The following is a 5,600-nucleotide window of genomic DNA, read 5'->3' as shown; positions in this document are numbered from 1 at the left end:
TACTTCGTCAGCAGCAGGGACAGGATCGCCGAGTTGTAGAAGATGATCGCGTTGCCGATCAGCCTGGCGCACTGGTTGCTGATCTCGATTTCGATGTCGGTGCGGCCGGTCAATTCCTTCTTCCCACCGACTTGGGCGATGGTCGAGCGTAGCTGGTGATAGGACTCAATGCGGTTCTGCGAGCGGTGAACATTACGCTCCAGTTGCGGGTCGCGCAGGTAGCGCAGTGTGTAGATACTGCGGATGAGCTTGTCGAACTCGAAGATTGCGCGCCGCGTCGGGTTCGGCGCCGTATAGGTGCACAGCTTGCGGATCAGCGTGCCCTGCGTCATTTCCTTCAGGCCCAGTGTGGCGACGATTCGGTCGATGTTCGCCTTCTCACCGACGATGAGTTGCCGGTCGATCTGGCCAGCCGGCCGGATCAGGCATTTCTCGTACAATGCCAGATCATCGGCGCAATACAGCTCCTGCAACTGGTCGTCGAGGTCGGTGAAGCGCGGCTCGAAACGAAGTCCGAACCAGTGCAGGATGGCGAAGTTGGCCTTGTTGATGCTGTGCATGTCGCCGGTGATCGCGCTCGGCACGATGTCCGACGTGTTGCGGTACCAGATGTCGAACACGTGGTGAGCCTCGTACTCGTGTGCGCCTATCAGGTAGCCGTTCAACGGCACGTGATTGCACAGCAGCGTGTAGGCGACGACGCCCTTGCCGCGGCCGAAATATTTGCGCGAGTAGCGCGCCTTCACAGTTGGTCGCTCGACGCCGAATTTCTGCCCATCAACGGCACCGTACAACGAATCGAGGTCGAACGAGTAATGCGGGAAGATCGGCAGTGCGGCGATGGCGTTGCTGATGCAATCGTTGGCCACATGTAGCGTCGCCTGGCGCAGGTACTGCTGGTAGGTACTCTCCAGGACGTGGTACGGGATGTCGCTGGTACGTGCCATAACCTGGTTGCCGTGGTTCATGGCTTGGGCAATGATCACCGCCATCAGACTGTCGGCGTCGGCTACCTTCTTCGCATAGCGTGGCTGCAATGGTGTCAGCGCCGACAGGAACTGGCACTGGCCGTTGACGAAGCGAAACACGTCGGCGACATCGCAGTATGGCAGTTGCTCGTAGAGAGCTTGCTCGCGCGCCTTCTGGTTCTCCCCCTTGGGCTTGCGCCAGGTCAGTCTCTGCGTGTCCTTGTCGTATTCCAGGTGCGTCAGCTTGCCCTGTTTCAGCTCGCGATTGAACGCCACCCATTGCGCACGCAACTCGGTCGCCAGTGCATCGAGCTGGGCACTGACCGGCTGCCGCAGGAAGGGGATGTCCATCTGCGCGAGCACGGCGGCTTTCTCGTCCATCGAAACCAACTCGTCGGACAAATGCCGGTGCTGCAAGCTATCGTCAATGTAGAGCTCGCCCGCCTGGAAGCGTTTCCTGACCTGACGGTAAAGCCAGAATTCGTAACGATCGGCATGCAGGCCTGTCGGCGTGCCTTCGGCATCGAACATCAGCAGGTACGGACGCAAGCGTTTCGGCAGCGTTGCCGCCGGACATTCGTCGAGTGGCCGTTGTGATAGGCGCTGCTGCTTGGCGAACACGCTCTTGGCCCAAGTCAGCGCCGCGAGCCATGGGTTATCGGGGGCCGTGCCGGCGAAGTCGAGCGCGACGTACAGCGGCCGTAGATGGCGTCGAATGCGTTCGGCCAGGCCGTCCACCGCCTGCCAGTGCAGCGCCAGTTTGTTCAGTGGCTTGACGCTCATGCGCTGCGCCGTGTTTTGCAGCAATTCCCTGGACATGATTTTGTAGGCGCGTTGGCGCACCTCGCCGAACGGCGTCGGATCGGCCACGCTGTCGTCCACGTACAGCGACAGCAGGCGGCCAACCTGCGGCGTTTCCTGATGGCGTCGCAGCTGTTCGGCGACAAAGGACTGTTTCGCACCCGTGCGGCTCTCGTCCTCAAGTTTTTTCATGTGGAAGGCCATCGCGTCGACCAGGTTGTCGGTGAGCTGCCGGTAACGTACCCAGGCATAGCACAGCAGGTAGAGCCGGGTCTGCTCCGCCTTCAGGTGGCGCAGGTCATGGACGGTATAGAAGTTCGCCAGGCTCGCGTAGTACAGCAGGTTCTGCTGCGAGATGCCGAGCTTGGGCAGCAGCGCCTTGGCGATCCCGTGCAAGGACTTCAGCGTGGCGCGCTTCTCGCGCTCCCCTGCCATCTGACGCCAGCCGAAATCTTTAGCGTCCTGCTTGAGCGCTGCCAGTTGAGACAGGGTGTCGTCACGCACCAGGAGCTGGCCCAGCGCAGCTTTGGCCGATTCGTCCAACACTTCTGCCAGCAAGCCGCCCAAGCGCCTGCGTTCGGTGGACAGGGCTTCACTGACCAGCTCTTGTAAGGTGGTGTGGCCGGGCCGGATGATTTTGTGCTCGCTGAGCCAAACGATCAGTTCGGCGGCCACGAATCCTGGCATTACGTCGCGCCGCACGATCTGTTCAGCCTGCTGTGCCAGTTGCGGCAGGAAGCTAGCCGCCCACGACCGGTAGCCGAACAGTTCGGCGATCTGACCCCTCTGGCTGTAGTGCTCATGCTTGGTGATCGCCTTGCGTTCGAACGCTTCGCCGTGGAAATAGCGACTCAGCACGAAGGCGCAATCGTCCTCGACCTCATGCCAATCGAAGCGGAAGAAAGCATGCTTGGCCTTGAAGTAGCCGATCTGCAAGACGCAATAGACTTGGGCCTGCAGGCTAGGCCGGCTGCTGGCGAACGCCAGTTCAGATTCGGCCAACGCCAGGTATTCCAGCCGCTGAGCATCGTCGAAGTCCGGTAGGCCGTACAAGGCTTCCTGCTCTGCGTCAGAAAAGACGGTGAGTAGCTTATTCTTGTTGCTCATCGACCGTCCTTCCCGCACCACGCCAACCTGCTCGCGTCAATGTTTCGATCAACGTAGTGCGCTTGACATTGAAGTTGCGGCACACCGCCGCCTTAGACATGCCGCCATCGAGCGCGGCGACGATGGCGTCCAGCTTCTCACCAGTGATCGCCTGCGGCCGGCCGCCGATCCGGCCGCGTTTGCGTGCGGCGGCCAAGCCCGCGACGACGCGCTCCTGAATCAAGGCGCGCTCGTACTGCGCGAGCGCACCGAACACCTGGAACAGGAATTCGCCCGAGGGCGTCGTAGTGTCCAGGTTCTCTGTCAGCGAGCGGAACGCCACCCGCTTGTCCTTGAGCGAAGTCACAATGGCGAGCAGGTGCGACAGCGAGCGACCGAGCCGGTCGAGTTTCCACACCACCAGCACATCGCCGGCTCGAACGAACTCAAGCGCCCGCGCCAAGCCGGCACGGTCATCCTTCGCGCCAGAGGCACGATCCTCAAACAGGTGACGCGGATCGACGCCGGCGGCGAGCAGCGCGTCGCGCTGCAAGTCCGTGCTCTGGCGGTCGGAGTCCGACGACACGCGCATGTAGCCAACCAACATAGGCGGATAACCATCAAAAACAGGTTTCCGCATAATAGTGAATAGCGATAGAGTTTTCCGTACATTTTTGAGGGGGTGTTGCACAGGTAGCACAGCGGCGGCTGACAGCCTGTCGCAAAACAAATGTTTTACGACACCTCCTTGAGGTTGCCGCGTTTACATCATTACCTGAACAGGTATAAAATTCCGTCATGACAAACAAAGAAAAACCGCTCGAATGGATCGCGAGCAGCCACAAGGATTTGATGGCGTTGCCGTCCGACGTGCGTCGCCGTTTCGGTTACGCGCTCTCGTTGGCGCAGATAGGCGATCAGGATGACGCAGCAAAGGTGCTCAAGGGGTTCGGTGGTGCCGGCGTGCTGGAGGTCGTCGAAGACGATGCCGGCGGCACCTATCGAGCGGTATACACGGTCAAGTTTGCGGAAGCGGTGTTCGTCCTGCACTGCTTCCAGAAGAAGAGCAAGAGCGGAATCGCCACGCCAAAGGCCGACATGGACATCATCCGCGCTCGGCTGAAGGTGGCCGAGGTATTGGCACAGGAGCTACGAAATGCAAAAACGAATCATTGAAGGCGTCGAGGTTCAGCGCAGCTCGGGCAACGTCTTTGCCGACCTTGGACTGCCTGACGCTGAAAAGCTCAAGATCAAGACCGGCCTGGTGGTCGAGATCAGGAGGGCCATGCGCGCCCTTGGGCTGACTCAACAAGCGGCGGCCAAACGCATGGGCATCCCGCAACCGAAGGTGTCGGGCATGATGCGCGGCGACTTCACCAATCTATCCGAACGCAAGCTGATGGATTGTCTGAATCGCCTCGGCTACGACATCGAAATCAAGGTACGGCCAGCAGCCGGGCCGATCGGGCATCTAACGCTCGCAACCGCTTAATCGGAGCTCTCCTGATGGCAGCCCGCATCACCGACGACGAATGGGACGAACTGACTCCCGAGAATTTCGATACCACGGCACTGCTGCGTGCAGTCGATGCCGTGGACGTGCTGCGCGGCGATTTGAATGACAGCGCAGACGGCGCACCTCCGCAACTGCGCACCGACCTGTTGAAGCTGCATCAACTGGCAATGGCCGCGTTCAACGAGGGATCACGCAGCCGAGTGGCTGAGCTATTTGATCTCGCCGTGGATCTTCAGGATCAGGTTGATCATCTGATGACCTCGCTGGAACAAGTGCAAGAAACCCTGTCCCGGTGACGGCGCTCTACCCAGAAAGCCTGTCCTGAATGTTCTTGGAGACAACCACATCATGAGCCGCAGCCGCCGCAAAACGCCCATCGTTGGGCACACGACCTGCCGTAGCGAGCGCGAGGACAAGAAACTCTGGCATCAGCGCTGGCGAACCCACGAGCGCACCGCGCTGGCCAGCGCGTCGCCGGAAGCTCTATGCGCCCATCTGCCTCTACTGGAAAACCAGGTCAGCAACGTCTGGTCGATGGGTAAGGATGGCCGCTCCTACTGGCCCATCAAGCGCCAGGCCGCCACGGCGGATCGCATTGCCAACCACAAGGGACGCAATCCGCAAGAGCGCGCCTCCCTGAAAAAGCGTCTGCTGCGCAAGTGGATGAGCAAATGAACCTGTCCACCATCGAGGCGCTGGCTATCGCTTGGGCGCGAATCGCTGAAGAAGCAGAACTCCCAGCCGGCTACGAGGGCACGGCGACGCCAGAGGCGCATCGGGCCTGCGAGGTGATCCAGGAGCGGATTCGAGAGCACGTCGTCGCCACCAATGACATGCGGCTGTTCGGCCTGCTGCACCTGCTTGGGCAGGCGTCGCTGCGCATGGAGCAAGCGCTGTGGCCGGAAGAATATGCGCGGATGACCCGCGAGGTCGAGGAAGCTCTCCGAGAGGCCGACGACCCCAACGCCAAGTCGTACACCCACGAAGAAGTCATGCAGGCGATGCAGGAACGCATCGACCGAGCGCGAGACAAAGCCATGTTGATCGGCTGACGGAAATTTCGGCGGTTCCGGCTGATCCAAGAATCTTGGCGTGACCTTACCTCCGCTCTACCGCTGGGTGCCAGCCTCGGCGCACGCCTAACCACCCAACTCAGAAAGGAAAATAAGTTGGTAAAACGCATTCCCGTATCCGAGCTTCGTCTCGGCATGTACATCCACAAGCTCGCC

The 5,600-nt window shown here is 60.5% G+C and carries 6 protein-coding genes and 1 pseudogene; 5 read left to right on the top strand and 2 right to left on the bottom strand.

Translation table 11 applies throughout. The features are described from left to right. Nucleotides 1–2,876, bottom strand: a 2,876-nt coding sequence (locus tag APH36_RS29295; protein ID WP_060501689.1) for a Tn3 family transposase, incomplete at its 3' end; no start/stop codon positions are given. Then, nucleotides 2,860–3,462, bottom strand: coding sequence for a recombinase family protein (locus tag APH36_RS29290; protein ID WP_010465829.1), 603 nt, complete (start codon nucleotides 3,460–3,462; stop codon nucleotides 2,860–2,862). The genes APH36_RS29295 and APH36_RS29290, both read right to left, overlap by 17 nt. Nucleotides 3,463–3,653: 191 nt before the next feature. Between APH36_RS29290 and APH36_RS29285 the strand changes: the two genes are divergently transcribed. The 5 genes and pseudogenes from APH36_RS29285 to APH36_RS29265 all read left to right on the top strand — a co-directional run bounded on the left by APH36_RS29285 (nucleotide 3,654) and on the right by APH36_RS29265 (nucleotide 5,423). Next, on the top strand, nucleotides 3,654–4,031 hold the full coding sequence (locus APH36_RS29285; protein WP_003151133.1) for a type II toxin-antitoxin system RelE/ParE family toxin: 378 nt from the start codon (nucleotides 3,654–3,656) through the stop codon (nucleotides 4,029–4,031). Continuing rightward, a complete protein-coding gene (locus APH36_RS29280; protein ID WP_054903639.1) occupies nucleotides 4,012–4,347 on the top strand; it encodes a helix-turn-helix domain-containing protein in 336 nt (111 codons plus the stop codon). Before APH36_RS29285 ends, APH36_RS29280 begins: the two co-directional genes overlap by 20 nt. 14 nt (nucleotides 4,348–4,361) lie before the next feature. After that, nucleotides 4,362–4,696 (top strand): annotated as a pseudogene (locus APH36_RS29275) (transposase). A gap of 23 nt (nucleotides 4,697–4,719) precedes the next feature. Beyond that, nucleotides 4,720–5,046, top strand: a complete 327-nt coding sequence (locus tag APH36_RS29270; protein WP_000091614.1) for a hypothetical protein — start codon at nucleotides 4,720–4,722, stop codon at nucleotides 5,044–5,046. Next, nucleotides 5,043–5,423: a hypothetical protein gene (locus tag APH36_RS29265; protein ID WP_001054412.1), complete on the top strand. Its 381-nt coding sequence runs from the start codon at nucleotides 5,043–5,045 to the stop codon at nucleotides 5,421–5,423. Before APH36_RS29270 ends, APH36_RS29265 begins: the two co-directional genes overlap by 4 nt. Nucleotides 5,424–5,600 lie beyond the last annotated feature (177 nt).

This window comes from Pseudomonas sp. NBRC 111133, assembly GCF_001320605.1.
Lineage (GTDB): Bacteria > Pseudomonadota > Gammaproteobacteria > Pseudomonadales > Pseudomonadaceae > Aquipseudomonas > Aquipseudomonas monteilii.
This window is presented reverse-complemented; position numbering and strand designations above follow the sequence as displayed.

Bases quoted from the DNA above. Each gene is read 5' to 3' on its own strand.
- APH36_RS29280 (WP_054903639.1), top strand. From the start codon at position 4,012: ATGCAAAAACGAATCATTGAAGGCGTCGAGGTTCAGCGCAGCTCGGGC.
- APH36_RS29290 (WP_010465829.1), bottom strand. From the start codon at position 3,462: ATGTTGGTTGGCTACATGCGCGTGTCGTCGGACTCCGACCGCCAGAGC.
- APH36_RS29265 (WP_001054412.1), top strand. From the start codon at position 5,043: ATGAACCTGTCCACCATCGAGGCGCTGGCTATCGCTTGGGCGCGAATC.
- APH36_RS29285 (WP_003151133.1), top strand. From the start codon at position 3,654: ATGACAAACAAAGAAAAACCGCTCGAATGGATCGCGAGCAGCCACAAG.
- APH36_RS29270 (WP_000091614.1), top strand. From the start codon at position 4,720: ATGAGCCGCAGCCGCCGCAAAACGCCCATCGTTGGGCACACGACCTGC.